Consider the following 1,305-nt stretch of genomic DNA (forward strand, 5'->3'; position numbering starts at 1 on the left):
TTACGTTAGACACATAATCATGCCGGGACTGCAAAAATTTTTACTGATAGAAGATGAGCCTCACCGCCGTGAGGTTCTGACGGTTATTTTTAACTTTATAGGTCAGGAAAATATCGTTGTTTCATCCAGAGATGTAGAGCTGTCTCTGGAGGAAAAGCATTCCTGGGCAGGCTGTTTGCTCGGCCGTATCACAAGTACGGATTCTCAGTATCAAGCAGTGATTGATTTTCTGCGTATCAATCATCATATCCCTGTGATTACGTTTGCTGGGCAGGGCGAGGATTTACAAGGGCTTGCTAACTATGTTGGCGAAGTGGCTGAGCCTCTCAACTACGTTCAGTTAACCGAAGCGCTGGGGCACTGTTACGAATTTCAAGGTAAGCACTCGGCTTCTTATCCGCAAATCACCCGTAAAAACAGCTTATTCCGTAGTCTGGTAGGGCGTAGCCATGCGGTGCAAAATGTGCGCCGCATGATTGAGCAAGTAGCCCCAACCGATGCTAACGTTTTGATTTTGGGTGAGTCAGGTACCGGTAAAGAGGTGGTGGCACGTAACATCCACTATTACTCTGCTCGTCGAGAAGGGCCTTTTGTTCCGTTAAACTGCGGCGCTATTCCAGCCGAATTGTTGGAAAGTGAGCTGTTTGGGCACGAAAAAGGTGCGTTTACCGGTGCCATTTCTGCGCGTAAAGGCCGTTTTGAACTGGCTGAGGGCGGTACACTGTTCTTGGATGAAATCGGCGATATGCCGATGTCCATGCAGGTGAAGCTGCTGCGTGTATTGCAAGAGCGTTGCTTTGAGCGCGTAGGTAGCAACAAAACCATACGTGCGGATGTGCGAGTGATTGCGGCAACACACCGTAACTTGGAAGAGATGATTGCCAATGGCGAGTTTCGCCAAGACTTGTACTACCGTCTGAATGTGTTCCCAATTGACGTCCCAGCCTTGCGTGAGCGAGCCGAGGATATTCCTTTGCTATTGCAAGAGTTGCTATCGCGTTTAACCGCCGAAGGTGCTCGCTCCGTTCACTTTACTCCGCGAGCGCTGCACTCACTGTGCGAGTACTCTTGGTCGGGTAATGTGCGTGAGTTGGCAAATTTGGTGGAACGGTTGGTTATTTTGTATCCGGATGAGCTGATTGATATCTGCCATTTGCCACCGAAATACCGCAGTGTTGAGGTATCGAGCTTCCAGCCGAATACCACGCCTGCTGTGCAGGACTTGTCTGCATTACACGGTTATCCGCGTAGCCATGAAGATGAACAAACCGAGCTAGAGCGTGCCGCACTGTCTGAGATCTTCAA

1 protein-coding gene is annotated in these 1,305 nt (G+C 49.6%); it reads left to right on the forward strand.

The features are described 5' to 3' along the window. Positions 1-19 precede the first annotated feature (19 nt). Positions 20-1,305 (forward strand): sigma-54 dependent transcriptional regulator (locus ACRC27_RS05145; RefSeq protein ID WP_438639340.1); only part of this gene is annotated, 1,286 nt, incomplete at its 3' end.

Source organism: Plesiomonas sp., assembly GCF_051650925.1.
In the GTDB taxonomy this organism is placed as follows: Bacteria; Pseudomonadota; Gammaproteobacteria; order Enterobacterales; family CAMTGL01; genus Plesiomonas.